A 24,680-nucleotide genomic window follows, 5' to 3' on the forward strand; every position below is an offset into this window, starting at 1 on the left:
CTCAACGCAGCTTCAAGGTGGCGAGGCCGATCAGCACCAGGATCACGGTGATGATCCAGAAGCGCACGATCACGCGCGGCTCCGGCCAGCCTTTCAGTTCGAAATGGTGATGGATCGGCGCCATGCGGAAGACGCGGCGTCCGGTCAGCTTGAAGGAAGCGACCTGGATCATCACCGAGAGGGTTTCCATGACGAACACCCCACCCATGATGAACAGCACGATTTCCTGGCGCACGATCACCGCGATGGTGCCCAGCGCGGCGCCCAGCGCCAACGCGCCGACGTCGCCCATGAAGACCTGCGCCGGATAGGTGTTGAACCAGAGGAAGCCGAGGCCGGCGCCGACCAGCGCGGCGCAGAACACGATCAGCTCGCCGGCGCCCGGTACGTTGGGAATCAACAGGTACTCGGCGAACTTCACGTTGCCCGACAGGTAGCAGAAGATGCCCAGCGCGCCGGCAACCATTACCGTCGGCATGATCGCCAGGCCGTCGAGACCGTCGGTGAGGTTCACTGCATTGCTCGAACCGACGATGACGAAGTAGGTCAGGACCACGAAGAAGATGCCCAACTGGATCTCGACGCTCTTCAGCATCGGCACGATCAGGGTGGTCTCGATCGGGGTTTCGGCAGTCATGTAGAGGAACACGGCGGCGCCGATGCCGAACACCGACTGCCAGAAGTACTTCCAGCGGCTCGGCAGGCCACGGGAGTTCTTCTCGATCACCTTGCGGTAGTCGTCCACCCAGCCGATGGCACCGAACAGCAGGGTAACGACCAGCACTACCCACACGTAGCGGTTGGAAAGATCCGCCCACAGCAGCGTGCTGATGGCTATGGCGGTAAGGATCAGGGCGCCGCCCATGGTCGGGGTGCCCTTCTTCGACAGGTGCGACTGCGGACCGTCGTTGCGCACGGCCTGGCCGATCTGGCGGATCTGCAAGGTACGGATCATCCAGGGCCCCAGCCACAGCGACAGCGACAGCGCGGTGAGCACGCTGAGAATGCCGCGCAGGGTCAGGTACTGGAAGACGCCGAAGCCCTTGTAGAACTGTTGCAGGTATTCGGCCAGCAGCAGGAGCATTAGTGACTCTCCTCGGAGGAACCGCACAGCGCCGCGACGACTTTGTCCATCGCCGCACTGCGGGAACCCTTGATCAAAATGGTGGTTGTCGGTTGTTCGGTGGCCAGCGCCCCGATCAGGCTGGCCTGGTCGGCGAAGTGCCGGCCCGTGGCGCCGAACGCCTGTACGGCGTGGGCCATCAGCGGTCCGACCGCATAGAGCGCGGACACCTTGCCAGCGGCGTAGGCGCCCACCTCGCGGTGGGCCTGCTCGGCCCAGGAACCGAGTTCGCCCATGTCTCCGAGGACCAGGACGGTGCGCCCGGAAAAGCCGCTCAGTATATCAATCGCCGCCAGCATTGACGCGGGGTTGGCGTTGTAGCTGTCGTCTATCACACGCAGCCCGCTGGCGGTCAGTTGCGCTACCGCGCGGCCCTTGACCGGCTGCAGCGCCTGCAGCCCGGCGACGATCCCATCCAGCGGCACGCCCAGTGCATGGGCGGCAGCGGCGGCAGCCAGGGCATTGGCGACATTGTGCCGCCCCAGCAGGTTGAGCTGGACCTGCGCTTCACCCGCTACGCCCTGCAGCCTGAAGCCCATGCAGCCGCGCGCATCGCGCTGCAGATCGGCGGCGCGGAAATCGGCCTGGGGCCGGTCGAGGGAGAAAGTCAGCAACGGACGGCCGCTGGCACGGGCCTTCCAGGTGTCGAAGGCCTTGTCGTCCAGGTTCAGTACGGCGGTGCCGTCGGCGGCCAGCCCTTCGAGTATCTCGCCCTTCGCCTCGACGATCTTCTCCGGTCCGCCGAACTCGCCGACATGGGCGGTTCCGGCATTGGTGATGATCGCCACGTGCGGGCGGGTCAGCTCGACCGTGTAGGCGATCTCGCCGATGCGCGAGGCGCCCAGTTCGATCACTGCGCTACGGTGCTGCGGCGCCAGTTGCAGCAGGGTCAGCGGTACGCCGAGGTCGTTGTTCAGATTGCCACGGGTAGCCAGCACCGACTCGGCATCGCCGGCCTGGGTACGCAGGATGCTGGCGAGCATCTCCTTGACCGTGGTCTTGCCGCTGGAGCCCGTCATGGCCGCCAGCGGGCCGGTGAACTTGCGCCGGTTCAGCGCGCCCAGTCGCCCCAGGGCCGCACGGGTATCGCGCACCAGCAATTGCGGCAGGGGCGCGTCGGCGACTTCGCGCTCCACCAGCGCAGCCACCGCGCCCTTGGCGGCAACCTCGGCGAGATAGTCGTGGCCGTCGAAACGCGGCCCACTCAGGGCAATGAACAGTTGGCCGGGCCCGATGGCGCGACTGTCGGTGGAAACCGCCGAAAAGACGGCGTCCTCGCCGATCAGGCGGGCGTCCAGCGCGACCGTCAACTGGCTGAGGCGAAGAGGCTCAAGCATGCGGCACCTCCCAGGCGGCCAGGGCGCGCTCGGCCTGCTCGATGTCGGAGAACGGATGGCGTACGCCGTCGATCTCCTGATAATCCTCGTGACCCTTGCCGGCCAGGAGCACCACGTCATCCACCGCAGCGGAAGCGATCAGATGGGCGATCGCCTCACCGCGCGACGGCAGGAAGGTAACCTTGTCAGCGGCAGCGAAGCCTTTGCGGATATCGGCGATGATCGCCGCACTGGCCTCGGTGCGCGGGTTGTCGTCGGTGACCAGCACCCCATCCGCCAGGCGTTCGGCGATCGCAGCCATCAGCGGACGCTTGCCGGCATCGCGATCGCCACCGCAGCCGAACAGGCACAGCAGGCGCGCGGCCGCGTGCGGACGCAGGGCCTCCAGGACTTTTTCCAGGGCGTCGGGAGTATGCGCGTAGTCCACCACCACCAGCGGCTTGTCGCCGCCTCCCAGGCGCTGCATGCGGCCGACCGGCCCCTGCAGTTGCGGCAAGGTGCGGAGGATATCGCCCAGGGGATAACCCAGGCCAAGCAACGCACCGACCGCCGCCAGCAGGTTGCTCAGGTTGAAGCGGCCGAGCAACGGGCTGCGCAGCAGGCCCTCGCCGTGCGGAGTGACCAGCGCCGCCTCGATGCCGGCGTCGCCGAAGCGCGCTTCGCGGCAATAGAGGAACGCCGAGCTGTCGGTGAGGCTGTAGGTGATCAGCTCCGAGTCCTGCTCCTCGCCGGCCAGTCGACGGCCGAAATCGTCGTCCAGGTTGATCACCCGGCAGCGCAGGCCCGGCCAGGCGAACAGCTTGGCCTTGGCGGCGGCATAGGCTTCCATCGAACCGTGATAGTCGAGGTGGTCGCGGGACAGATTGGTGAACACCGCGATATCGAAACCGAGCGCCGCCACGCGGCTCTGGTCGAGGCCGTGGGAAGACACTTCCATCGCTACCGCGCGGGCGCCGGCCTGCTTCAGCGTGGCCAGCGTGGCCTGCACCGCGAGCGGGTCCGGCGTGGTGTGCCGGCCGCTCTCCAGGGCGCCGTAGAAACCGGTGCCGAGGGTGCCGACGATGCCGCAGCGCTCGCCGAGCAGATCCAGGGCCTGGGCCACCAGTTGGCTGACGCTGGTCTTGCCGTTGGTGCCGGTGACACCGATCAGGTCCAGCCCGCGGCTCGGCTCGCCGTAGAAACGCCCGGCGACCGCCGACAGTTGCGCGGCCAGCCCCTTCACCGCGATCAGCGGCGCATCGCTGGGCGGCAGCTCTCCGGCGCCTTCCGCCTCGTAAGCCACGGCAGCCGCGCCCTTGGCCAGGGCATCGGCGATGTGCGCACGACCATCCTGGCGCCCGCCCGGCACCGCCAGGAACAGGTCGCCCGGACGAACGCCGCGGCTATCCAGGGTCAGCTCGCGGATCAGCAGATCGCGCTCGGCCTGGGGAAACAGTTGGTTCAGGCTCATAGGCATCAGCCACGCCCTCCTTTTGCGGGCGCAGCATTGACCTGCTGCTGTTCGGTGGCCGTCGGCAGGTTATCCGGCGGCACGTTCATCAGGCGCAGCGCGCCAGCCATGACCTTGCTGAACACCGGCGCCGACACCAGGCCGCCGAAGTAGCCCGCCTTGCTCGGCTCGTCGATCACCACGACCATCGCGATGCGCGGATCGGTGGCCGGGGCGAAACCGGCGAACAGCGAGCGATAGGCGTTTTCCCGGTAGCCCTTGGTGCCGACCGAGACCTTGCGCGCGGTCCCGCTCTTGCCGGCGGCGTGGTAACCCGGCACCTGGGCGCGGAACACCCCGCCCTGGGCCTCGACCACTTGTTGCAGCATGCCCTGCACGGTGGAAGCCACTTCAGGCGAGATCACCTGCACGCCATCCGGCACGCGGTCGACTCGGGTCATGCTCAACGGCACGCTCTTGCCGTCGTTGGCCAGGGCCGCATAGGCATGCGCCAACTGGATCGCGGTTACCGAGAGACCGTAGCCGTAGGCCAGGGTCGCGGTTTCCGCCTTCGGCCACTTGCGGTGGTTGGGCAGGTTGCCGACGCGCTCGCCGGGGAAGCCCAACCCCGTGTCCTGCCCAAGGCCGACCTGTTGCATGACCGAGTAGATGGATTCGGCGCCGATGTCGAAGGCGATCTTGCTGATGCCGACGTTGCTCGACTTGATCAGGATGCCGGTGAGATCGAGTTGCCGCGAATTGCGCGATACGTCGCGAATGGTGTAGCGGCCGATCTGCAGGGTGCCCGGGTAGACGTCGACGATATCGCTGGGTTTCCAGCGCCCGCTGGCCAGCGCCGCGCTCATCGAGAACGGCTTGACCGTCGAGCCCGGCTCGAACACGTCGATCATCGCCCGGTTGCGCATGGCCGCCGGCTGCAGGTTACGACGATTGTTCGGGTTGTAGGTCGGCTGGTTGGTCATGGCCAGGATCTCCCCGGTCTTCACGTCCATGATCACCAGGCTGCCGGCCTTGGCACCGTTCTCCAGCAGAGCGTTGCGCAGTTCGCGATGAGCCAGGTACTGCAGGCGCAGGTCGATGGACAGCGCAAGGGTCTTGCCCGGTTTGGCATTCTTGGTGACCTGCACGTCCTTGATCACGCGGCCACGGCGATCCTTGAGCACCTGGCGCTTGCCCGGCACGCCGGCCAGCCATTCGTCGAAAGCCAGCTCGATACCTTCGCGACCGCGGTCGTCGACATCGGTGAAGCCGACCGCATGGGCCACCACTTCGCCAGCCGGGTAGAAACGCCGAAACTCCTCGATGGAGTACACGCCCGGCACCTTCAGGGCGATCACGCCTTCGCCCTGTTCCGGGGTCAGCCCACGGACCAGGTAGATGAACTCGCGCTCGGCGTTCTGCTCGATACGGTCGGCGAACAGCTTGGTATCCTGCCCGAGCGCCGCCGCCAGTTGCGGCCAGCGTTCCTTGGCGGTCATCAGCTCCTTGGGGTTGGCCCACAGGGTGGTGACCGGGGTGCTCACCGCCAGCGGTTCGCCGTTGCGGTCAGTGATCAGGCCCCGGTGCGCAGGGATGGCGATATGCCGCACGCTACGCGCGTCGCCCTGGCCCTTGAGGAAGTCATGGTCGATCACGTGCAGGTCGACGATTCGCCAGACGATGGCGCCGACCATCGCCAGCAGCAGGCCGACGATCACGCAGAACCGCCATGGGTAGAGGGCGCCCTGGAAATAGTTCAGTTTCATGGCGCCACCATCCTGACCTCGGCCGGGTCGGGAACGCGCATGCGCAACTGTTCCACCGCCAGGCTTTCGATGCGGCTATGGGCGGTCCAGGTGCTCTGCTCGAGAATCAACCGGCCCCACTCGGCCTGCGCCTTGTCGCGCACGCTCAGCTCGGAATACAGCGAGTTGAGCAGTTGCCGGTTCCAGTAGGTGCTGTAGGCCACGGCAATCGCCGAGAGCAGCAGACCTATATAAAGCAGCAACATGAGGAAGCTGCCGGTAGGCAGGCGCTTGACGAAGAGACGGCTCATCTCAGCTTCTCCGCCACGCGCATGACCGCGCTGCGCGAGCGCGGGTTGGCCTTGAGTTCTTCTTCCGAAGCGTACTGCGGCTTGCCCAGCAGCTTCAGGCGCGGCTCGAAGACCTTGGAACGGATCGGCAGGTCGCGCGGCAGGTTGTCCGCCTCGCCCTTGGCGTGCTTGCGCATGAACAGCTTGACGATGCGGTCTTCCAGGGAATGGAAACTGATCACCACCAGCCGGCCGCCGACGGCCAGCGATTCGAGCGCGGCGTCAAGGCCACGCTCGAGATCGCCCAGCTCATTGTTCACATGGATGCGCAGGCCCTGGAATGCGCGGGTCGCCGGATTCTTGCCCTTCTCCCAGGCGGGGTTGGCAACCGTGATCACTTCGGCGAGATCGGCAGTCCGTTCGAACGGCCGCTCCTGACGGCGCTGCACGATGGCGCGGGCCATCCGCTTGGCGAAGCGCTCTTCGCCATATTCCTTGAAGACCCGGGCGATTTCCTCTTCGGTGGCGTTGGCGATGAACTCCGCTGCGCTGATGCCCTGGCCGGGATTCATGCGCATGTCCAGCGGACCATCGTTGAGGAAGCTGAAGCCGCGCTCGGGATCGTCGAGTTGCGGCGACGACACGCCAAGGTCGAGCAGGACGCCATCGACCCGCCCTTCGAGACCGCGTGCGCGCACCTCATCGCCCAGTTCGGCGAACGAGCGCTGCACAATGACGAAGCGGCCGTCTTCGGCCGCCAATGCTTTTCCTGTCTGGATGGCCTGGGGATCTTTGTCGAATCCGAGCAGGCGTCCCCCGGCGCCCAGTTTCTCGAGCAAGGCTCGACTATGGCCCCCTCTTCCGAAGGTACCGTCCAGATAGCAGCCGTCCTCCCGCGGGGCCAGTGCGGAAACGGCCTCCTCGAGCAGAACGGTGATATGGCGGTAGGTGGCATTCATAGTCAAAGGATCAGGTCGCGTAGTTCGTCCGGCAGCCCACCGGGTTGTTTGATTGCCGCCAGGTCGGCTTCAGCCATGGCGTTCCAGGCATCCTCATCCCACAACTGAAACTTGTTCAGTTGCCCCACCAGCATCGCCCGCTTGTCCAGCTTGGCGTACTCGCGCAGGCGCGGCGGAATCAGGAAACGCCCGTTTCCGTCCAGTTCCAGATCGACGGCATTACCGATCAGCAGCCGCTGCAGGCGCCGCGTTTCTTCTCGCAAAGAAGGCAGCTCGCGCAGCTTGGCTTCGATCAGTTCCCATTCGGGCAAGGGGTAAACGGTGAGGCAGGGGTCGACTGCGTCGATAGTGACGATGAGCTGGCCGGCACAACGCGAAACGAGCTCGTCACGATACCGACTCGGCATCGCGAGGCGCCCTTTGGCGTCGAGACTTATGGCATTAGCTCCGCGAAACACGTCAGCGCTTCCCCTGTGGTTGGCTTTCCATGCCAATTGATCCCACTTTTACCCACTTCATACCACTTCTGCACACTATAGAAATCCACACTCCCCACCGTCAAGGCGCGTCAGAAGTGAAAAATCCTTACAGGACGGAGATTTAGCGTGCTTTTGGAAGGTTGCGGAGCGCTTTTAGAAGTAAAAGAGATGACAAAACACAATAAGTCCAAAGTCTTAGCCTTCGAACTTAAAGTGATTTATCAAGAGTTGCGGCTTTTCGCTTTTGCGACGGACGGATAAAACCGGGAAAAAGCGAAGAGAGTGGGAAGAAGTGGGAGAGTCGATCTATAAGCCGGGTTCTGTCGAGGACAGCCATTCCTCTGGGACGCACATCACTGTACGCCTCAAGCGACCTACCCGAATCCAACGCGGGCCGCGCCAATGGATTCCTATTTGGTCTTGCTCCGAGTGGGGTTTACCTAGCCACGCACTGTTGCCAGCCGTGCGGTGCGCTCTTACCGCACCTTTTCACCCTTACCGGCGCTGTTGCGCTTAGGCGGTTATTTTCTGTGGCACTTTCCGTAGGCTCGCGCCTCCCAGGCGTTACCTGGCACTCTGCCCTATGGAGCCCGGACTTTCCTCCACCGCGCTATTGCGCGACAGCGACTGTCCAATCGACTCTCCGCCGACAAGGTTAGCGGGAGCAGGCGCGAAGAACAAGCTCAACTCTTCCCTTGGCGTTGCAAAGCCTGTTGATACAAAAGGTTTTTTCGCACCCCGGTAATTTCCGCCGCCAGCGCCGCGGCTTTCTTCAACGGCAGCTCGGCAAGCAGCAGGTCGAGCACCCTGAGCGCCTCCGCACCGATCGACTCCTCGCCTTCCGGCGCCTGCCACCCCGCCACCAGCACAACGCACTCGCCGCGCTGCTGGTTGCTGTCCGACGCGACCCAATCGTGCAGTTCGGCCAACGGCAGGCTGCGAATGGTCTCGAAGGTCTTGCTCAGCTCCCGCGCCAGCACCGCACGGCGCTCCCCGCCGAACACGTCGCGCATGTCCGCCAGGCTTTCCAGCAGACGATGGGGCGCCTCGTAGAAAATCAGCGTGCGCGGCTCTTCCTGTACCGCCTGGAGGCGGCTGCGTCGTCCCGCAGCCTTGGCGGGCAGGAAACCTTCGAAGATGAACCGGTCCGACGGCAATCCCGCCGCCGACAGCGCCGCGATCAGCGCGCAGGAGCCCGGCACCGGGACCACCCGGATACCCAGCGCCTGTGCCTGGCGCACCAGGTGGAAGCCGGGATCGGAAATCAGCGGGGTACCGGCGTCCGAGATCAGCGCGACGTCCTCCCCCCCCTGCAGCCGGGAGATGAAGCGCCCGCCCTCCTCGCGCTCGTTGTGCTCGTGGCAGGCCGCCAATGGCGTCTCGATGCCGAAGTGCTGGAACAGCCGGATCGAATGGCGGGTATCCTCCGCAGCCACCAGGGCCACCTCCCGCAGCACCCGCAGGGCGCGCGGGCTGATGTCGTCGAGATTGCCGATCGGGGTCGCCACTACGAACAGAGTGCCTGCTGACACGAAAATACCTCGGGAGCTATCTGAAAAGGCGGCATTGTATCGCGATTCAGGGTGCCGCCATCGCACCCGAGGCGGGCCTCCGGTACAATCGGCGACTCTTCGTGAATGCGCCATGAGAAGCCCTATATGATCGCTTGCCTGCGTCCGCTTTCTGCTCTGATCCTGGCCGGTCTGCTGACCGCCTGCGCGACCTCGTCCAATTCCGGACTGGGCGAACTTCCCCGTACGCCGAATGCCAGCATCGAGCAGTTGTTGCAACAGGCCAGCCAGAGCAAGCCCGAGGAAGCGGCGCTGCTGCGCCTCTCGGCAGCGGACCTTGCCTACCAGCAGAAGGACCTCGCCAGGTCCACCGCCATCCTGGGACAGATTCCGCTGGAAAGCCTGAAGCCGGCCCAGCAGGTCTTCGCCAGCACCCTGAACGCCGAACTGGCCCTCGCCCGCAGCAAGCCCAAGGCCGCCCTGCAGGCATTGCAGCATCCGAGCATGCAGCATCTCAGCGAACTGCCGGTGACCCAGCAGGTTCGTACCCAGCGCGCCAAGGCCCAGGCCCTCGCCGCCGACGGCCAGGTCCTTGCCGCAGCCAAGGAGCGCATCTACTTCGCACCGCTGCTCGAGGGCCCGGCGGTGATCGAGAACCAGGAAAAGATCTGGACCCTGGTCAGCAGCCTGCCGGTCGACCAGTTGCAACCGAGCGCCAACGAAGGCGACCTCAGCGGCTGGCTGACCCTGGCACGCATCACCAAGACCTCGCCGACCCTGCAGCAACAGCAGGCCAGCATCGAGAGCTGGCAACAGCAGAACCCCGAGCACCCGGCGGCCAAGCACTTGCCGGCGGCGCTGGAGAAACTCAAGACGCTGTCCCAGCAGCCGCTGACCCGCATCGCCCTCCTGCTACCCCAGCAGGGGCAGTTGGCCAACGTCGCCCGGGCCCTGCAGGACGGCTTCCTCGCCGCCCACTTCCAGGCCCAGCAGGCCGGCCAGAATCCTCCTTCGATCAAGCTCTACGACAGTACCCAGGTGCGCTCGCTAGATGACTTCTACCGCCAGGCCCAGGCCGATGGCGTCGAACTGGTCGTCGGTCCACTGGAGAAGCCGCTGGTCAAGCAACTCGCCAGCCGCGAACAACTGCCGATCACCACCCTCGCACTCAACTACAGCGACAACAGCCCGGAAGGCCCGGCGCAGCTGTTCCAGTTCGGCCTCGCCGCCGAGGACGAAGCGCGCGCGGTGGCCAGCCGGGCCTGGGGCGACGGCATGCGCCGGGCCGTGGCGCTGGTGCCGCGCGGCGAATGGGGCGACCGCGTGTTGGCCGCCTTCAGCCAGAGCTGGCAGTCCGCGGGCGGCAGCCTGATCGCCGCCGAGCATGTCGACCAGCCGGTACAACTGGCGCAACAGATCGCCGACCTGCTGCAACTGCGCCAGAGCGAAGGCCGCGCCCAGCGCCTGCAGGGCGCCCTCGGCAGCCAGATCGCCACCCAGCCGTCGCGCCGCCAGGACATCGACTTCGTGTTCCTCGCCGCCACCCCGCAGCAGGCCCGCCAGATCAAGCCGACCCTGGCCTTCCAGTACGCCGGCGACCTTCCGGTCTACGCCACTTCGCACCTCTACACCGGGACCAACAACCCGACCCAGGACCAGGATCTCAACGGCATCCGCTTCTGCGAGACCCCGTGGCTGCTCAACCCCAGCGACCCGACCCGCCAGCAGGTCGCCGCCCAATGGCCCCAGGCCAACGGCAGCATGGGCCGCCTCTACGCCATGGGCGTCGACGCCTACCGCCTCGCTCCGCGTCTGCCTGAACTGAAGGCCGTGCCGAGCCTGCAGATCGACGGCCTGACCGGTACCCTGAGCCTGAATCCGACCCAACGTATCGAACGCCAGTTGCAATGGGCCGAGTTCCGCAATGGCCAGGTCCAGCCGCTGGGGACCAGCAGCTTTTGACCGATAGGGAAAGCTCCCGGGACAAGGGGCGCCAGGCCGAGGAACTGGCCTGCGCCCATCTACGGCGACAGGGCCTTGCCACACTTGGCAAGAATTGGACCTGTCGCCGCGGAGAGCTCGATCTGGTCATGCTCGACGGCGATACAGTAGTATTCGTCGAAGTCCGCTCCCGCCGGCATCGCGCCTGGGGCGGAGCCCTGGAGAGCATCGACGCGCGCAAGCGGCAGCGCCTGATTCTCTCCGCCGAACTTTTTCTGCAACAGGAGGCGCGCTGGGCCAAACGCCCCTGTCGCTTCGATGTGGTCACCGTCGATACCAGCGACGGACAATCACCACCGCGACTGGACTGGATTCAGAACGCATTCGACGCCTGATCAGCCGCCCCACCGAAGGTCATTACCGATGGACATGCAACACCGTATCCGCCAGCTCTTCCAGGCCAGCATCGAGACCAAGCAGCAGGCGCTGGAAGTACTGCCTCCCTATATCGAGCAAGCCAGCCTGGTGATGGTCAATGCGCTGCTCAACGAGGGCAAGATCCTCTCCTGCGGCAATGGCGGCTCGGCCGGCGATGCCCAGCACTTCTCCTCCGAACTGCTCAACCGCTTCGAGCGCGAACGTCCGAGCCTGCCGGCCGTGGCCCTGACCACCGACAGCTCGACCATCACCTCGATCGCCAACGACTACAGCTACAACGAAGTCTTCTCCAAGCAGATCCGCGCCCTGGGCCAGCCGGGCGACGTCCTGCTGGCGATTTCCACCAGCGGCAATTCGGCCAACGTGATCCAGGCCATCCAGGCGGCCCACGACCGCGAGATGCTGGTGGTCGCCCTGACCGGCCGCGACGGTGGCGGCATGGCTTCGCTGCTGCTGCCGGAAGACGTGGAGATCCGCGTTCCTTCCAAGATCACCGCACGCATCCAGGAAGTCCACCTGCTGGCCATCCACTGCCTCTGCGACCTGATCGACCGCCAACTGTTCGGGAGTGAAGAATGAGCCGTACCGCCTTCGTCGCCGCCACCCTGGCCCTGAGCCTGGCCCTGGGAGGCTGCAGCAGTTTCCTCAGCGCCACCCGGGACAAACCGATCGACGACGATCGCGGGACCCGAACCATCGGCAGCAAGATCGACGACTCGCTGATCGAGACCAAGGCCGCGGTGAACATCGCCAAGGCCGATCCGGCCCTGGACAAGGACTCTCACATCGTCGTGGTCAGCTACAACGGCATCGTGCTGATCGCCGGCCAGACCCCGCGCGCTGACCTCAAGAGCAAGGCCGAACAGGCCGCGCGCACGGTGCAGAAGGTCAAGAACGTGCATAACGAACTGCAGGTGACCTCGCCCTCCTCCCTGCTCGCCCGCAACAACGACGCCTGGATCACCACCAAGCTGAAGACCCAGATGCTCAGCGATCCCAACGTGCCCTCGTCGCGGATCAAGGTGGTCACCGAGAACGGCATCGTCTACATGATGGGCCTGGTCAACCAGCAGGAAGCCGCCCAGGCTGTCCGCGTCGCCCAGGGCGTCGACGGGGTGCAGAAGATCGTCAAGCTGTTCGAATACATAAACTGAAGAACAGCGAACGAAAAAAAGGCGATCCTTCGATCGCCTTTTTCATTGCTCGCCGTTTACTTGACCACCTTCAGGGATGGCCTGCCACTGGGACGCGGCGGCTCATCGGACGGCCCACCATCGTCATCGCCCGGCTCGTCGTCCACCGGACCCGGCTGCTCCAGATCGAAGACCATGCCCTGGCCGTTTTCCCGGGCGTAGATGGCCATTACCGCCAGCGCTGGAATGTACAGGCTCTGCGCCACGCCGCCGAAACGCCCCTCGAAGCTGACCGCCTCGTTGTCCATGTGCAGATGCCGCACGGCAGAGGGCGAGACATTGAGCACGATCTGCCCATCGCTGGCATAGCCCGGAGGCACCTTTACCCCGGCGAACTCTGCGTTCACCAGGATATGCGGCGTGCAATCGTTGTCGACGATCCATTCATAGAGCGCGCGGACCAGATAGGGACGGCTGGAATTCATCTTCATGTTCCTTAACGCATATCTCGTTCAACGGAAGACAGGCTGGCCCGGAAGCTTTCCCGGGCGAATCCGCGCTCCATGTAGTCGAGCAACGGCTTGGCCTGCCGCGGCAACTCGATGCCCAGCAACGGCAGACGCCAGAGGATCGGCAACAGGCAGCAATCCACCAGGCTGAAATCCTCGCTGAGGAAATATGCCTTGTCGGCGAACAGCGGGGAAACCCCGGTCAGGCTCTCGCGCAACTCCTTGCGCGCCTGGACCCGCTCGGCCTCCTTGCTGCGCGCATCTAGGATCCGGTCCACCAGGGAACACCAGTCCCGCTGGATACGATGGATCAACAGGCGGCTGTTGGCACGCTTCACCGGATAATCGGGCAGCAGCGGCGGATGCGGATAGCGTTCGTCGAGGTATTCCATGACCACCGTCGGCTCGTACAGCGCCAGGTCGCGATCGACCAGGGTCGGTACGCTGCCGTAGGGGTTGACCTCCGCCAGCATCGGCGGACAGCGGCCCGCCTCGATATCGATCACCTCTACCGCCACGTTCTTCTCGGCCAGGACCAGGCGGATGCGATGGCAGTAATGATCGGCAGGGTCGGAATAGCAGGTCAGCTTGTTGATTGAAGCCATGGAGCCCTCCTCGCAGGTCGACTTGTGGGAGGTGAAAAGACGCGCGCGCCCCGTAGGGCGCGCGCTTCGAAGACCAACGTGCGGGTTAGTGCACGTCCTTCCAGTACTCGCGCTTGAGGAGATAGGCGAATACGAAGAAGAAGGCCAGGTAGAGCAGGACGTAGGTACCGATACGCTCGGAGGCCAGCTTGTTCGGGTTGGCCGAATAGGCCAGGAAGGTCACCAGGTTCTTGACCTTCTCGTCGAACTGAGCTTCGTTCAGTTCGCCGGTCTTCGGCACCACGGTCAACTGGTCACAAGCTTCGTGAGTCAGCGGGGTACCGGTCAACGGATCGAACTGCTTCTTGCCATCCTCGACCACCTGTACCTGCTTGCAGCCGATCACCTGGCGTCCCTGCAGGGGCGCCAGGACGTTCGGCATGCCGACGTTGGGGAAGATCACGTTGTTCACGCCCCACGGACGCTTGGGATCCTCGTAGAACGAGCGCAGGTAGCTGTACAGCCAGTCGGTGCCGCGTACGCGGGCAACCAGGGTCAGGTCCGGTGGAGCGGCGCCGAACCAGGTCTTGGCGTCGGCCGGCTTCATGCCGATGTCCATGTGGTCGCCGATCTTGGCGCCGGTGAACACCAGCTTCTCCATCATCAGATCGGTAGGAATGCCCAGGTCGGTGGCGACACGCTCGTAACGCTGGAACTTGGCGCTATGGCAGCCCATGCAGTAGTTGGCGAAGGTACGCGCGCCATCCTGCATGGCCGCCTTGTCGGTCAGGTCGATGTCGACATGATCCAGTTGCGGCCCATGGCCGCCAGCGGCGAAACCCAGGACTGGCAGTACCGCCAGAATCAGTGCAGCGAATTGCTTTTTCATCAGCCAGTCACCCTTTCCGGAACCGGTTTGGTCTTCTCCATCCGGGTGTAGAACGGCATCAGGATGAAGAAGGCGAAATACAGGACGGTGCAAACGCGCGACAGGGTAGTACCCAGCGGGCTCGGAGCCTGGGCGCCGTAGTAGCCGAGGATCACGAAGGACACCGCGAAGATCACCAGCCACAGCTTGCTCAGCCAGCCCTTGTAGCGGATCGAGCGAACCGGGCTGCGATCCAGCCACGGCAGGACGAACAGCACAGCGATCGCCGCACCCATCGCCACCACGCCCATCAGCTTGTCCGGAACCGCGCGGAGGATCGCGTAGAACGGGGTGAAGTACCAGACCGGAGCGATGTGCTCGGGGGTCTTGAACTGGTTGGCCATCTCGAAGTTGGGCTTCTCGAGGAAGTAGCCGCCCATTTCCGGGAAGAAGAAGATCACGGTGCAGAAGATGAACAGGAACACCACCACGCCGACGATGTCCTTCACGGTGTAGTACGGATGGAACGCGATGCCGTCCAGCGGTACGCCGTTCTCGTCTTTCTTCTTCTTGATGTCAACGCCGTCCGGGTTGTTCGAACCGACTTCGTGCAGCGCCAGGATGTGCAGCACGACCAGGCCGAGCAGGACGATCGGCAGGGCGATCACATGCAGGGCGAAGAAGCGGTTCAGGGTGATGCCGGAGATCAGGAAGTCACCGCGGATCCACTGGGCCAGGTCTTCGCCGACCACCGGAATCGCGCCGAACAGGGAAATGATCACCTGGGCGCCCCAGTAGGACATCTGACCCCAAGGCAGCAGGTAGCCCATGAAGGCCTCGGCCATCAGCGCCAGGTAGATCAGCATGCCGAAGATCCACACCAGCTCGCGCGGCTTCTGATAGGAGCCGTAGAGCAGGCCGCGGAACATGTGCAGGTAGACCACGATGAAGAACGCCGATGCACCGGTGGAGTGCATGTAGCGAATGATCCAGCCGTAGTCGACATCGCGCATGATGTATTCGACGGAAGCGAACGCCTCTTCGGCCGACGGCGTGAAGCTCATGGTCAGCCAGATGCCGGTGAGGATCTGGTTGACCAGCACCAGCAGCGCCAGGGAGCCGAAGAAATACCAGAAGTTGAAGTTCTTCGGTGCGTAGTACTTGCTCAGATGGTCTTCCCACATCTTGGTCGCGGGAAAACGCGCATCGACCCAAGCCATGAACTTGTTCATCAGGCTTTCTCCTGGTCCACGCCGATGGTGATGACGTCGTCAGCATCGAACGTATAAGGCGGAATCGGCAGGTTCAGCGGCGCTGGCTGGCCTTTGTAGACACGACCGGCGAGGTCGTAGTGGGAGCCGTGGCAAGGGCAGAAGTAGCCGCCCTTCCAGTCCGGACCGAGGTCGGCGGGGGCGACTTCGGGACGGAAGGTCGGCGAGCAGCCCAGGTGGGTGCAGATGCCGACGATCACCGCCAGTTCCGGCTTGATCGAGCGAAGCTTGGGATCGACGTACTCCGGCTGCTCCGAGGCCTTGGAGTCCGGGTCGGCCAGTTGTCCTTCGAGGCTCGGCAGGGCGTCCAGCATCTCCTTCGTGCGGTGCACGATGAATACAGGCTTGCCGCGCCATTCAGCGATGATCTGCTGACCTGGATCGATCTTGCCCACGTTCACCTGCACCGGCGCGCCAGCAGCCTTGGCTTTGGCACTGGGGAACCATGACCCTACGAACGGGACCGCAGCACCCACCGCTCCCGCCGCGCCAACCACAGAGGTGGCCGCGACGAGGAAGCGACGCCGGCCTGCATTCACGCCGTCATTACTCATTCAGTCGTCTCCCATCAGCTTCAGACCTGTTCTAATCAGGCCTTTAAGTAAAAATTCGAGCCGCGCAAAAAATTCGCCAAATGGTAAAGAAAACCCCCTTTGATGACAAGGTAATAGCCTGACACAAAACGCCCGAAACCCTTGTAGGGCGCGCCCTTCGGCCATGCGACACCTTGCCGCAGAGTTAAAGCGTAGACATAAAAAAACGCCCAGCTCCGAAGAGGTGGGCGTTTTTCAGCAAGCGTCGAATTAACGCTTGGAGTACTGCGGACGCTTACGCGCTTTACGCAGACCGACTTTCTTACGCTCGACTTCACGGGCATCGCGAGTCACGTAGCCGGCCTTGCGCAGCGAGCTACGCAGGGTTTCGTCGTACTCGATCAGGGCACGGGTGATGCCGTGACGGATCGCACCGGCCTGACCGCTTACGCCACCGCCAACGACGGTAACGAAGATGTCGAACTTCTCGACGGTCTCGGTCAGCTCGAGCGGCTGACGCACGACCATGCGAGCGGTTTCACGACCGAAGAACTGATCGAGACCACGGTTGTTGATGGAAATCTTGCCAGTACCCGGACGCAGGAAGACGCGAGCGGTAGCGGTCTTACGACGGCCAGTGCCGTAATTTTGAGTCGCCGACATAATGAGCTATCCCGTTAAATCTTCAGTTCTTGGGGCTGCTGAGCGGTGTGCGGGTGGCTGGCACCCTTGTACACCTTCAGCTTGCGATACATATCGCGACCCAGAGGGTTCTTCGGCAGCATGCCTTTTACAGCGGTCTCGATGACGCGCTCAGGGGCCTTGGCGATCAGCTTCTCGAAGTTGATCGACTTGATGCCGCCCGGGAAGCCGGAGTGGTGGTAGTACATCTTGTCGGTGGTCTTGGCACCGGTCACACGCACCTGCTCGGCGTTGATGACGACGATGTAGTCGCCGGTGTCAACGTGCGGAGTGTACTCAGGCTTGTGCTTGCCACGCAGGCGGCGGGCAATTTCGGTCGCCAGACGACCCAGGGTCTGGCCGGCAGCGTCGACGACGAACCAGTCGCGCTGTACAGTTTCCGGTTTCGCGGTATAGGTTTTCATTCGTTATAGCCTCAGGGGCCGCCTGAAAATAAGACGGCGAATCTTACTGGACAGTGGTTGCCTTGACAAGTCAAGGACAGCCGAAAACAGACACGAATTGGGGCTCGGGTCGGTGTGCGTCCGTAACGACTAGATACATCGATCGGCAGGCTTGGCATCCCCCACCGATGAAAGGCTGCGGAATTATGCAGATTTCGCCAGAATTTACAACCGCATTAACCACTTAATTTCACGAGGACACCCGCATGGAGTATCGCCCGCTCGGCCGCACCGATCTGAAAGTCAGCGCCCTCTGCCTCGGCACCATGACCTGGGGCGAGCAGAACAGCGAGCAGGACGCCTTCGCCCAGATCGCCAGGGCCAAGGCCGCCGGGATCAATTTCATGGATACCGCCGAAATGTATCCGGTGCCGCCCCGCGCCGAGACCTACGCCAGCACCGAGCGCATCATCGGCAACTGGTTCCGCCGCAGCAGCGACCGCGCCGACTGGATCCTCGCCAGCAAGATCGCCGGCCCCGGCAACGGCATCAGCCATGTGCGCGACGGCAACCTCAAGTTCAACCGCCAGCACATCGTCGCCGCCCTCGATGCCAGCCTGGAGCGCCTGCAGACAGACTGGCTGGACCTCTACCAGTTGCACTGGCCGGAGCGGCGGACCAACTTCTTCGGCCAGCTCGGCTACCAGCACCAGGAAGAGAGCTTCACACCGCTGGAGGAAACCCTGGAAGTGCTCGACGAGCAGGTGCGCGCCGGCAAGATCCGCCACATCGGCCTGTCCAACGAGACGCCCTGGGGCACCATGACCTTCCTCAGGCTCGCCGAGGAGCGCGGCTGGCCGCGCGCGGTATCGATCCAGAACCCCTACAACCTGCTCAACCGCAGCTTCGAGGTGGGCCTGGCGGAAATCGCCATCCGCGAGCAGTGCGGCCTGCTGGCCTACTCGCCGATGGCCTTCGGCATGCTTTCCGGCAAGTACGCGGACGGCGCCCGCCCGGCCAACGCGCGCATCAGTCTGTACAGCCGCTTCACCCGCTACACCAACCCGCAGGCGGAAGCGGCCTGCGCGCGCTACGTGGCGCTGGCCCGCGAACATGGAATGGAACCGGCGCAGATGGCACTGGCCTACGTCACCTCGCGGCCGTTCGTGACCAGCAACATCATCGGCGCGACCTCGCTGGAACAGCTGGAAACCAATCTCGGCAGCATCGACCTGAGGCTGGACGAGGAGGTGCTCGCCGGTATCGATGCGATCCACCGGGAGCAACCGAACCCGGCTCCCTGAGGCTCCAGGGGCCTGGCGCTGCCGCGGGTTCGGCGGACAACCGCGCGATGCGGTCGTCCGCCCCTCCCGGTGACCAGGCGCGCTTCACAGGGCCCGCGCGATGATCTCCTTCATGATCTCGTTGGTACCGGCGTAGATCCGCTGCACCCGGGCATCGGCCCAGGCCCGCGCCACCGGATATTCCCACATGAAGCCGTAGCCGCCGTGCAACTGCACGCATTCGTCGAGCACCTTGCATTGCAGGTCCGTCGTCCAGTACTTGCACATGGCGGCGGTGGGTACGTCCAGCTTGCCCTGGAGATGCTGCTCCATGCAGCGATCGACGAAGACCCGGCCGACCTGGATCTCGGTAGCCATCTCGGCAAGCTTGAAGCGGGTATTCTGGAAGTCCGCCACCGACTTGCCGAACGCCTTGCGCTCGCGAGTGTAGTCGAGCGTCCATTGCAGGGCCGCCTCGGCCGACGCCAGCGCGCCGATACCGACGGTCAGGCGCTCCTGCGGCAGCTCCTGCATCAGGTAGATGAATCCCTGGCCGTCCTTGCCGAGCAGGTTCTCCCGGGGAATCCGCACATCCTGGAAGAACAGCTCGGAGGTGTCCTGGGCCTTCATCCCGACCTTCTCCAGGCGCTTGCCCTTGCTGAAGCCCGGCGTACCCGCCTCGACCACGAACAGGCTTATGCCCTTGGCGCCAGCCTTCGGATCGGTCTTCGCCACCACGATCACCAGGTCGGCGAGGAAGCCGTTGGTGATGAAGGTCTTCGAGCCATTGATGACGTACTCGTCGCCATCCAGTACCGCCGTGGTCTTCACCCCTTGCAGGTCGGAACCGGCCCCCGGCTCGGTCATGGCGATGGCCGCGACCATCTCGCCGGATACCAGCTTCGGCAGGTACTTGCGCTTCAGCGCCTCGCTGCCGTAGTGGAGGATGTAGGGCGCAGCGATGTCCGAATGCAGGGAGAAACCGATCCCGGTCAGGCCGGCCCGACCGATCTCTTCGATGACCACGGCGCTGTAGAGGAAGTCCGCGCCCATCCCGCCATACTCTTCCGGCAGGTGCGAACAGAGCATTCCGGCCTCGCCGGCCTTGTTCCAGAGCGCGCGGTCGACATGCCCATCCTTTTCCCATTGGTGATGGAAAGGCACGGCTTCCTGTTCGAGGAACTTGCGCACGCTGTCGCGAAACAGTTCGTGGTCGGAGCTGAACAGGGTTCTCGGTATCATCGTGGTCACCTGGAAACGGTCTGGGATCGGGTTGGCTGCACGCGGCAGGTCTTCGACTGTAGGGAAATGCCCCGACCGACGCACTGGACAGTTGCGCCAAAAAATAAGACGATCCAGCCGCCTTTTGACCGCTTTCCCTTACTCACAACAACGATAAAAATCCATGCGCGCTCAATCCGCTCCGGTGCTGAAACATGTCGGCATCGTCGCCATCGACGGCGTCTTCGCCTCGACCCTGATGCAGGCCAAGGACTTCTTCCACATGGCCAGCCTGCGCCACGGCAAGCAGCAGGGCCTCGGTCTCCAGCCGGCCTTCCGCACCCGCATCCTCAGCCCCGACGGCCAGCCGGTACGCAGCTTCAGCGGCGACAGCATCGCCGTCGACGGTCCCCTCGCCGCCTGCGATATCGTGGTCCTGCCCGCCTTCTGGGGCGATTTCGACGCGCTCGAACGGCGCTATCCGCAAATCGTTCCCTGGTTGCGCCGCAGCCATGCCGAGGGAACCGCCCTCTGCGGCGAGGCGACCGGGGTCTTCTGGCTGGCCCAGGCAGGTCTGCTGGATGGCAAGGAAGCGACCACCTACTGGCGCTTCTATCGAGAATTCGCCGAACGCTTCCCGAACGTGCTGCTCAATCAGGAGAAGCACCTGACCGATGCCGACGACCTGTTCTGCGCCAGCGGCGTCACCTCCGCCTGCGACCTCTACATCTATCTGATCGAGCGTTTCTGCGGCGGATCGGTGGCCCAGGCGGTGGCCCGGGATACCCTCTACGAAGTACAGCGCAGCTACACCCCAGGGCGCATCGGCTTCGGCGGACAGAAGCTGCACCATGACCCGACGATCCTGCAGATCCAGCAATGGCTGGAAGACCACTTCGCCGACAAGTTCCGTTTCGAGGACGTCGCCCGCGACCACGGCATGAGCATCCGCAACTTCATGCGGCGCTTCCAGGCCGCTACCGGCGACAAGCCGCTGCACTATCTGCAGCGACTGCGGATCGAGACCGCCAAGGGCATGCTCTCGAGCACGCGCAAGAGCATCAAGACGATCAGCTACGAGGTCGGCTACGACGACGCCAGCTTCTTCGCCCGCCTGTTCCGCCAGCACACCGAACTCTCTCCCCACCATTACCGTCGCCAGTTCATGCAGAAGGAAAGCTGAGCCGGACATCGCCGGGTCTGCCCGAACGGCATCGGCGCCGGCGCTTTCCCTACAGAACCTAGGATAGGTAGCCAGGTCGGCCTTCTCGGGTTCTCATGAATCCGCAGGCCCGCCGCAGACGCGGGCGTTCCGAACAACGACAAGAACGGACCTTTGCCATGCGCCTTTATCTGCTCGCCTTCCTGGCCCTCTTCGGTATGAATGCTATGGCCGCCGACAACTGGAAAGCCTTCCCCTACGACCAGAGCGCCTATGACTATCCAGGCGACAAGTTGAAGGAAGCCTGGCCGCGCCTGACCCGCGGCTTCGGCGACTATCCCTATCCGGACGCCGACTGGGTGGTGAACATGGCGACCGCCCATCCGGATGCCCTGGAAAAGACCGTGAAGGCCGGCACCGGCTTCACCGGCAAGCCGGAAGAGGCCGCGCAATATGCGGCACGACTGCAGGATGTCTGGCGCCTGCTGTTCCGCGGCGACTACGCCAAGGCCAAGGAGCAGGGACTGGCCCTGGGAGTCGGCGGCCAGGTACCGGCGATGTTCGCCCAGGTGCTCTACGCCATGTTCCTGGCTCCCGACCAGGCGGAGAAACAGCGCCTGCTCGAAGAGGTCATCGACTACACCGAACAGGCCGGCCCGCTGGTCAAGGCCGATATCGTCGCCCAGTTCGGCAGCGTCTACGCCAAGGCGCGCCTGGCCGAGGAGCTATCGGTACCGGTAGTGCTCAAGCGCGGCTATACCAGCGAAATCCCCAAGGAACTGGACGCTCTCCTGGCCAGGCAACCCAACCAGCCGTTCGCCCTGGCGCTCTACGGCGGCTATGAGGCGGGAGTGATCCGCAAGGTCGGCAAGCTGGTCGGCAAGATGACCTACGGGGTCAGCGCCGACAAGATGGAGCAGTACTTCGCCCGCTCCTTCCGCCAGGCCAACGACCTGCCGATCGGCCACTACGAGTACGCCAACGCGCTGACCTACGTATACGGCGACAACGAGCGGGAGAAGGCCATCGCCCAACTGAAGCAGGCCGTGGCGATCAAGCCGATCAACGCCATGGAAGCCCTCGAAGTGGCCCATGCGAAGAAGCTCCTCGCCGGCTTCGAGCAGAACACCGCGCAGCGCTGAAACGCCGCGCGCCCATGAAAAAAGGGGTGGCCATCGGCAACCCCTTTCTCGTTTCCGCCCCGGATCAGGGCCGGTGCGGACGCGTCAGGTATTCGTGGGACTGCATTTCCAGCAGACGACTGAGGGTGCGCTGGAATTCGAACTCCAGCCGGCCGCCGCTGTAGAGATCCTTTAGCTCGACCTCGGCGGAGATGATCAGCTTGACGCTGCGGTCGTAGAACTCATCCACCAGGTTGATGAAACGCCGCGCCATGTCGTCCTTGGTGACGCCCATCTGCTCGACGTTGGAGATCAGCACGGCGTGGAAAATCTTCGCCAGTTCGATGTAGTCGTTCTGGCTGCGTGGGCCGTCGCACAGCTCACGGAATTCGAACCAGGCCACGTCGTCGCAGGTCAGGCGCGCGCGGATCTCGCGGTTCTCGATCATCAGCGCCTCGTCGCGCTGGGCCTTGGCACAGTCCGGGGTCAGGGCCTTGAAGCTGCGCGCCATCTCCTCCTCGACCTGTTCGCTGAGCGGCCAGTGGAACAGCTCGGCCTGCTCCAGCGCGCGCAGGCGATAGTCGACGCCGCTATCGACGTTGACGATCTCGGTATGCTCCTTGAGCAGGGCGATCGCCGGCAGGAAACGGGCGCGTTGCAGGCCATCCTTGTACAGGCCGTCCGGCACGATGTTGGAGGTCGCCACCAGGCTCACGCCGTTCTTGAACAGCTCTTCCAGCAGGGTGGCGAGGATCATCGCGTCGGTGATGTCGGAGACGAAGAACTCGTCGAAACAGATCACCCGCGCCTCGTCGGCGAAGCGCTTGCCGATGATGGTCAGCGGGTTCTTCTCGCCCTTGAGGGTCTTCAGTTCTTCGTGCACCCGCTTCATGAAGCGGTGGAAGTGCGTGCGCACCTTCTGCTCGAACGGCAGCGACTCGAAGAAAGTGTCCACCAGGTAGGTCTTGCCACGGCCGACGCCGCCCCAGAAATACAGGCCCTTCACCGGCCCGCCGGACTTCCTGCCGAGCAGCTTGCCGAACAGGCCGGGCTTGGCGTGGTCGGCGGCGACCAGGTCATCGTAGAGGCGTTGCAGATGCTTCACGGCATTCGCCTGTGCGGCATCGTGGAAGAAATCGGGGCGTTGGAGATCGGCCTGGTAGCGCTCGAGGGGCGTCATGATCGGTAGCAATGCAACGAAAACGGGGCCGTCACTTTAGCGACGACCCCGTCTCTTGGCAATCGGCCATCCGTCGAGGATGTACCGGGGCTGCCTACTCCTGCGGTGCCAGCGCTTCGCGGGTGCGCTCGATGGCGGCGTCACGGGCGGCGGCGTCGGCGAAGGCCGGGCTCTGCGCCACCGCCTCGCCATCCAGCCACAGGCCAAAGGCATTGCCCTCGGCCCGCAGGTCAGCAGTCTCGCCAGCCAGCAGGCGCTTGCTCACCGCACCGGCGGCCTTGCCGTCGGCGAAGGCGCGGGACAGCAGCAGCTGTTCGCCGGCGGCGTCCAGCAGGCGGAAGCGGAAGCTGCCGTCGTCGTCGCGGAAGCTGACCAGGCGCGCAGCCTTGGCGGCCTTCTTCTTGCCGCTCTCGGTACTTTTCAGCGGCTCGCGCAGGGAGCGCAGGCCGACTGCCTCGCGCAACTCGGCGATGAATGGGGTGGCGATGCGGCGCGCCTTGGCGGCGCCGGCGAGGAGAATGTCCTCGATATCGTCGGGCTTGGCGATCAGCGCCTGGTAACGCTCGCGAGCCTCGCCCAGTTCGTTGTCGAGCAACTGGAACAGGCGCTGCTTGGCTTCGCCCCAGGCCAGGCCGTCGAGCAGTTCCTGGCGGAACGCGGCGACCTGTTCGGCACTGGCGAAGGCCGAGTAAAGAAGGAACAGGTGCGAACTGTCCGGGTCCTTCGGCTCGCCCGGCGCGCGCGAGTCGGTGACGATGCGTGCGATGGCGTCCTTGAGCTGCCTGGACGGGCTGAACAGCGGGATGGTGTTGTCGTAGCTCTTGGACATCTTGCGCCCGTCCAGGCCCGGCAGGGTGGCGACGTTTTCCTCGATCACCGCTTCGGGCAGGACGAAGAACTCGCGGCCGTTGCCGAACAGGTGGTTGAAACGCTGGCCGATGTCGCGGGCCATCTCCACGTGCTGCACCTGGTCGCGGCCGACCGGGATCTTGTGCGCGTTGAACATCAGGATGTCCGCGGCCATCAGCACCGGATAGCTGTAGAGGCCCATGGTCACGCCGGCGTCCGGGTCTTCGCCAGCCTCGACATTGCGGTCCACCGCGGCCTTGTAGGCATGCGCGCGGTTGAGCAGACCCTTGGCACTGACGCAGGTGAGCAACCAGGTCAGCTCGGGAATCTCGGGGATGTCCGACTGCCGGTAGAAGGTCGCACGCTCGACGTCCAGGCCGCCGGCCAGCCAGGTCGCGGCGATTTCCAGGCGCGAGCGCTGGATACGAGCGGGATCGTCGCACTTGATCAAGGCGTGGTAGTCCGCCAGGAAGTAGAACGAATCCACGTCGCTCCGACGGCTGGCGAGGATCGCCGGGCGGATGGCGCCGGCGTAGTTGCCCAGGTGCGGAGTGCCGGTAGGAGTGATGCCGGTCAGGATACGAGTAGTCATGCGATACCAGATGTCAGGCAAAGAAAAGAATGGCGCG

Annotated in this window: 25 protein-coding genes and 1 other RNA gene; 7 read left to right on the top strand and 19 right to left on the bottom strand. The window is 64.2% G+C overall.

The window, feature by feature from the left end; genetic code table 11:
• Nucleotide 1: 1 nt before the first annotated feature.
• The 9 genes from mraY to rsmI form a co-directional block, all read right to left on the bottom strand.
• The gene (gene mraY / locus AC1RB9_RS22980) at nucleotides 2–1,084 is read right to left on the bottom strand and encodes a phospho-N-acetylmuramoyl-pentapeptide-transferase (RefSeq protein WP_003094129.1); all 1,083 of its coding nucleotides are present in this window, start codon (nucleotides 1,082–1,084) and stop codon (nucleotides 2–4) included.
• Nucleotides 1,084–2,460, bottom strand: coding sequence for a UDP-N-acetylmuramoyl-tripeptide--D-alanyl-D-alanine ligase (locus AC1RB9_RS22985; RefSeq protein WP_003103103.1), 1,377 nt, complete (start codon nucleotides 2,458–2,460; stop codon nucleotides 1,084–1,086). The genes mraY and AC1RB9_RS22985 overlap by 1 nt, the downstream gene beginning before the upstream one ends.
• On the bottom strand, nucleotides 2,453–3,916 hold the full coding sequence (locus tag AC1RB9_RS22990) for a UDP-N-acetylmuramoyl-L-alanyl-D-glutamate--2,6-diaminopimelate ligase (RefSeq protein ID WP_003455487.1): 1,464 nt from the start codon (nucleotides 3,914–3,916) through the stop codon (nucleotides 2,453–2,455). Before AC1RB9_RS22990 ends, AC1RB9_RS22985 begins: the two co-directional genes overlap by 8 nt.
• Nucleotides 3,916–5,655, bottom strand: coding sequence for a peptidoglycan D,D-transpeptidase FtsI (gene ftsI, locus AC1RB9_RS22995; protein ID WP_003094139.1), 1,740 nt, complete (start codon nucleotides 5,653–5,655; stop codon nucleotides 3,916–3,918). The genes AC1RB9_RS22990 and ftsI overlap by 1 nt, the downstream gene beginning before the upstream one ends.
• Nucleotides 5,652–5,945: a cell division protein FtsL gene (gene ftsL, locus AC1RB9_RS23000; RefSeq protein ID WP_003094142.1), complete on the bottom strand. Its 294-nt coding sequence runs from the start codon at nucleotides 5,943–5,945 to the stop codon at nucleotides 5,652–5,654. The genes ftsI and ftsL overlap by 4 nt, the downstream gene beginning before the upstream one ends.
• Nucleotides 5,942–6,883, bottom strand: coding sequence for a 16S rRNA (cytosine(1402)-N(4))-methyltransferase RsmH (gene rsmH, locus AC1RB9_RS23005; RefSeq protein ID WP_003110151.1), 942 nt, complete (start codon nucleotides 6,881–6,883; stop codon nucleotides 5,942–5,944). Before rsmH ends, ftsL begins: the two co-directional genes overlap by 4 nt.
• Before the next feature lie 2 nt (nucleotides 6,884–6,885).
• Nucleotides 6,886–7,341 carry a division/cell wall cluster transcriptional repressor MraZ gene (gene mraZ / locus AC1RB9_RS23010; protein ID WP_003103101.1) on the bottom strand — a complete coding sequence of 152 codons (456 nt, stop codon included), beginning with the start codon at nucleotides 7,339–7,341 and terminating at the stop codon, nucleotides 6,886–6,888.
• Between the two features lie 314 nt (nucleotides 7,342–7,655).
• Nucleotides 7,656–8,005, bottom strand: an RNA gene (rnpB, locus tag AC1RB9_RS23015) — RNase P RNA component class A.
• Between the two features lie 40 nt (nucleotides 8,006–8,045).
• A complete protein-coding gene (gene rsmI, locus AC1RB9_RS23020) occupies nucleotides 8,046–8,894 on the bottom strand; it encodes a 16S rRNA (cytidine(1402)-2'-O)-methyltransferase (RefSeq protein WP_003120901.1) in 849 nt (282 codons plus the stop codon).
• 126 nt (nucleotides 8,895–9,020) lie between these two features.
• Between rsmI and AC1RB9_RS23025 the strand changes: the two genes are divergently transcribed.
• The 4 genes from AC1RB9_RS23025 to AC1RB9_RS23040 are packed head-to-tail and all read left to right on the top strand — an operon-like array spanning nucleotide 9,021 to nucleotide 12,406.
• Nucleotides 9,021–10,835 carry a penicillin-binding protein activator gene (locus AC1RB9_RS23025; RefSeq protein ID WP_003455489.1) on the top strand — a complete coding sequence of 605 codons (1,815 nt, stop codon included), beginning with the start codon at nucleotides 9,021–9,023 and terminating at the stop codon, nucleotides 10,833–10,835.
• Nucleotides 10,832–11,209: a YraN family protein gene (locus AC1RB9_RS23030; protein ID WP_003110149.1), complete on the top strand. Its 378-nt coding sequence runs from the start codon at nucleotides 10,832–10,834 to the stop codon at nucleotides 11,207–11,209. Before AC1RB9_RS23025 ends, AC1RB9_RS23030 begins: the two co-directional genes overlap by 4 nt.
• A 28-nt stretch (nucleotides 11,210–11,237) precedes the next feature.
• Entirely contained in the window at nucleotides 11,238–11,831 is a 594-nt protein-coding gene (locus tag AC1RB9_RS23035; RefSeq protein WP_003094149.1) for a phosphoheptose isomerase, read from the top strand.
• Nucleotides 11,828–12,406, top strand: coding sequence for a BON domain-containing protein (locus AC1RB9_RS23040; RefSeq protein ID WP_003094151.1), 579 nt, complete (start codon nucleotides 11,828–11,830; stop codon nucleotides 12,404–12,406). The genes AC1RB9_RS23035 and AC1RB9_RS23040 overlap by 4 nt, the downstream gene beginning before the upstream one ends.
• A 56-nt stretch (nucleotides 12,407–12,462) precedes the next feature.
• Here AC1RB9_RS23040 and AC1RB9_RS23045 read toward each other — a convergent pair whose 3' ends face one another.
• The 7 genes from AC1RB9_RS23045 to rplM all read right to left on the bottom strand — a co-directional run bounded on the left by AC1RB9_RS23045 (nucleotide 12,463) and on the right by rplM (nucleotide 17,256).
• On the bottom strand, nucleotides 12,463–12,870 hold the full coding sequence (locus tag AC1RB9_RS23045) for a ClpXP protease specificity-enhancing factor (protein ID WP_003094153.1): 408 nt from the start codon (nucleotides 12,868–12,870) through the stop codon (nucleotides 12,463–12,465).
• 11 nt (nucleotides 12,871–12,881) lie between these two features.
• Nucleotides 12,882–13,499, bottom strand: a complete 618-nt coding sequence (locus AC1RB9_RS23050) for a glutathione S-transferase N-terminal domain-containing protein (protein WP_003094155.1) — start codon at nucleotides 13,497–13,499, stop codon at nucleotides 12,882–12,884.
• An 85-nt stretch (nucleotides 13,500–13,584) separates the two neighbouring features.
• Nucleotides 13,585–14,367, bottom strand: a complete 783-nt coding sequence (locus AC1RB9_RS23055) for a cytochrome c1 (protein ID WP_003455493.1) — start codon at nucleotides 14,365–14,367, stop codon at nucleotides 13,585–13,587.
• Nucleotides 14,367–15,578, bottom strand: coding sequence for a cytochrome b (locus AC1RB9_RS23060; RefSeq protein ID WP_003094159.1), 1,212 nt, complete (start codon nucleotides 15,576–15,578; stop codon nucleotides 14,367–14,369). Before AC1RB9_RS23060 ends, AC1RB9_RS23055 begins: the two co-directional genes overlap by 1 nt.
• Nucleotides 15,578–16,171: a ubiquinol-cytochrome c reductase iron-sulfur subunit gene (petA, locus tag AC1RB9_RS23065; RefSeq protein ID WP_003100631.1), complete on the bottom strand. Its 594-nt coding sequence runs from the start codon at nucleotides 16,169–16,171 to the stop codon at nucleotides 15,578–15,580. Before petA ends, AC1RB9_RS23060 begins: the two co-directional genes overlap by 1 nt.
• 249 nt (nucleotides 16,172–16,420) lie before the next feature.
• Nucleotides 16,421–16,813, bottom strand: coding sequence for a 30S ribosomal protein S9 (gene rpsI / locus AC1RB9_RS23070; RefSeq protein WP_003098810.1), 393 nt, complete (start codon nucleotides 16,811–16,813; stop codon nucleotides 16,421–16,423).
• A 14-nt stretch (nucleotides 16,814–16,827) separates the two neighbouring features.
• Nucleotides 16,828–17,256 (bottom strand): 50S ribosomal protein L13, encoded by a 429-nt coding sequence (rplM, locus tag AC1RB9_RS23075; RefSeq protein WP_003094164.1) that lies wholly within the window; start codon nucleotides 17,254–17,256, stop codon nucleotides 16,828–16,830.
• Between the two features lie 245 nt (nucleotides 17,257–17,501).
• Between rplM and AC1RB9_RS23080 the strand changes: the two genes are divergently transcribed.
• Nucleotides 17,502–18,539, top strand: coding sequence for an NADP(H)-dependent aldo-keto reductase (locus tag AC1RB9_RS23080; protein ID WP_003455499.1), 1,038 nt, complete (start codon nucleotides 17,502–17,504; stop codon nucleotides 18,537–18,539).
• Nucleotides 18,540–18,623: 84 nt separating this feature from the next.
• Here AC1RB9_RS23080 and AC1RB9_RS23085 read toward each other — a convergent pair whose 3' ends face one another.
• Nucleotides 18,624–19,769: an acyl-CoA dehydrogenase family protein gene (locus tag AC1RB9_RS23085; RefSeq protein WP_003120905.1), complete on the bottom strand. Its 1,146-nt coding sequence runs from the start codon at nucleotides 19,767–19,769 to the stop codon at nucleotides 18,624–18,626.
• A 253-nt stretch (nucleotides 19,770–20,022) separates the two neighbouring features.
• On the opposite strand from AC1RB9_RS23085, the gene AC1RB9_RS23090 reads away from it, so the two are divergent.
• Together AC1RB9_RS23090 and AC1RB9_RS23095 are read left to right on the top strand one after the other, a co-directional pair.
• A complete protein-coding gene (locus AC1RB9_RS23090) occupies nucleotides 20,023–20,922 on the top strand; it encodes a GlxA family transcriptional regulator (RefSeq protein ID WP_003120906.1) in 900 nt (299 codons plus the stop codon).
• 158 nt (nucleotides 20,923–21,080) lie between these two features.
• Complete coding sequence (locus AC1RB9_RS23095; protein ID WP_003116213.1) at nucleotides 21,081–22,043, top strand: hypothetical protein; 963 nt, start codon at nucleotides 21,081–21,083, stop codon at nucleotides 22,041–22,043.
• A 64-nt stretch (nucleotides 22,044–22,107) separates the two neighbouring features.
• Here the strand turns inward: AC1RB9_RS23095 and zapE are convergent, their stop codons facing one another.
• Both zapE and AC1RB9_RS23105 read right to left on the bottom strand, forming a co-directional pair.
• Nucleotides 22,108–23,202 (bottom strand): cell division protein ZapE, encoded by a 1,095-nt coding sequence (gene zapE / locus AC1RB9_RS23100; protein ID WP_003094297.1) that lies wholly within the window; start codon nucleotides 23,200–23,202, stop codon nucleotides 22,108–22,110.
• A 94-nt stretch (nucleotides 23,203–23,296) separates the two neighbouring features.
• Nucleotides 23,297–24,643 carry a tryptophan--tRNA ligase gene (locus tag AC1RB9_RS23105; RefSeq protein WP_003094300.1) on the bottom strand — a complete coding sequence of 449 codons (1,347 nt, stop codon included), beginning with the start codon at nucleotides 24,641–24,643 and terminating at the stop codon, nucleotides 23,297–23,299.
• Nucleotides 24,644–24,680: the final 37 nt, after the last annotated feature.

The sequence above is a fragment of the Pseudomonas sp. 20-5 genome (genome assembly GCF_056782835.1).

Excerpts from the sequence above, each read along its gene's own strand:
- AC1RB9_RS23050 (WP_003094155.1), bottom strand. The coding sequence starts at position 13,499 with ATGGCTTCAATCAACAAGCTGACCTGCTATTCCGACCCTGCCGATCAT.
- mraY (WP_003094129.1), bottom strand. The coding sequence starts at position 1,084 with ATGCTCCTGCTGCTGGCCGAATACCTGCAACAGTTCTACAAGGGCTTC.
- AC1RB9_RS23080 (WP_003455499.1), top strand. The coding sequence starts at position 17,502 with ATGGAGTATCGCCCGCTCGGCCGCACCGATCTGAAAGTCAGCGCCCTC.
- ftsI (WP_003094139.1), bottom strand. The coding sequence starts at position 5,655 with ATGAAACTGAACTATTTCCAGGGCGCCCTCTACCCATGGCGGTTCTGC.
- AC1RB9_RS23095 (WP_003116213.1), top strand. The coding sequence starts at position 21,081 with ATGCGCCTTTATCTGCTCGCCTTCCTGGCCCTCTTCGGTATGAATGCT.
- AC1RB9_RS23055 (WP_003455493.1), bottom strand. The coding sequence starts at position 14,367 with ATGAAAAAGCAATTCGCTGCACTGATTCTGGCGGTACTGCCAGTCCTG.
- AC1RB9_RS23025 (WP_003455489.1), top strand. The coding sequence starts at position 9,021 with ATGATCGCTTGCCTGCGTCCGCTTTCTGCTCTGATCCTGGCCGGTCTG.
- AC1RB9_RS23040 (WP_003094151.1), top strand. The coding sequence starts at position 11,828 with ATGAGCCGTACCGCCTTCGTCGCCGCCACCCTGGCCCTGAGCCTGGCC.
- AC1RB9_RS22985 (WP_003103103.1), bottom strand. The coding sequence starts at position 2,460 with ATGCTTGAGCCTCTTCGCCTCAGCCAGTTGACGGTCGCGCTGGACGCC.
- rpsI (WP_003098810.1), bottom strand. The coding sequence starts at position 16,813 with ATGTCGGCGACTCAAAATTACGGCACTGGCCGTCGTAAGACCGCTACC.
- zapE (WP_003094297.1), bottom strand. The coding sequence starts at position 23,202 with ATGACGCCCCTCGAGCGCTACCAGGCCGATCTCCAACGCCCCGATTTC.
- AC1RB9_RS23105 (WP_003094300.1), bottom strand. The coding sequence starts at position 24,643 with ATGACTACTCGTATCCTGACCGGCATCACTCCTACCGGCACTCCGCAC.
- AC1RB9_RS23090 (WP_003120906.1), top strand. The coding sequence starts at position 20,023 with ATGGCCAGCCTGCGCCACGGCAAGCAGCAGGGCCTCGGTCTCCAGCCG.
- rsmH (WP_003110151.1), bottom strand. The coding sequence starts at position 6,883 with ATGAATGCCACCTACCGCCATATCACCGTTCTGCTCGAGGAGGCCGTT.
- petA (WP_003100631.1), bottom strand. The coding sequence starts at position 16,171 with ATGAGTAATGACGGCGTGAATGCAGGCCGGCGTCGCTTCCTCGTCGCG.
- AC1RB9_RS23045 (WP_003094153.1), bottom strand. The coding sequence starts at position 12,870 with ATGAATTCCAGCCGTCCCTATCTGGTCCGCGCGCTCTATGAATGGATC.
- AC1RB9_RS22990 (WP_003455487.1), bottom strand. The coding sequence starts at position 3,916 with ATGCCTATGAGCCTGAACCAACTGTTTCCCCAGGCCGAGCGCGATCTG.
- AC1RB9_RS23060 (WP_003094159.1), bottom strand. The coding sequence starts at position 15,578 with ATGAACAAGTTCATGGCTTGGGTCGATGCGCGTTTTCCCGCGACCAAG.
- AC1RB9_RS23035 (WP_003094149.1), top strand. The coding sequence starts at position 11,238 with ATGGACATGCAACACCGTATCCGCCAGCTCTTCCAGGCCAGCATCGAG.
- rplM (WP_003094164.1), bottom strand. The coding sequence starts at position 17,256 with ATGAAAACCTATACCGCGAAACCGGAAACTGTACAGCGCGACTGGTTC.
- ftsL (WP_003094142.1), bottom strand. The coding sequence starts at position 5,945 with ATGAGCCGTCTCTTCGTCAAGCGCCTGCCTACCGGCAGCTTCCTCATG.